The sequence below is a fragment of the Ochrobactrum sp. SFR4 genome, from assembly GCF_019730395.1.
Classification (GTDB): domain Bacteria; phylum Pseudomonadota; class Alphaproteobacteria; order Rhizobiales; family Rhizobiaceae; genus Pseudochrobactrum.
In genome coordinates this window covers 1-266 of record NZ_JAAPBB010000871.1, presented here as the reverse complement: position 1 = coordinate 266, position 266 = coordinate 1, and the positions used below count along the sequence as shown (strand labels likewise).

Here is a 266-nt window from a genome sequence, read left to right as displayed (position 1 = left end):
ACACTGCCATGATCGGGACTTATGAATTGTGGCAGGAGCGACAGATACATGACTGCGATTTTGGGATTGAGCAAGTTCGTCAGAAATCCCATCATAAAAAGCTTGCGGGGGCTATCCTTTTGCAAATCCTTCACTTGAAACGGCGATCTGCCTCCCGGTTTTACCGCCTGCCATGCTAAATAGAGCAGATAGAGCGCGCCTCCGAAACGCAGTGCGTCATAGGCATAAGGTACAGCCATGACAATCGCTGTAATGCCGAGCGCAGC

General features: G+C 50.8%; 1 protein-coding gene. It reads right to left on the bottom strand.

The window, feature by feature from the left end; all coding sequences use genetic code 11:
* A partial coding sequence (locus HBA93_RS21570; protein ID WP_221724612.1) for a LysE family translocator occupies positions 1-266 on the bottom strand: 266 nt, incomplete at both ends.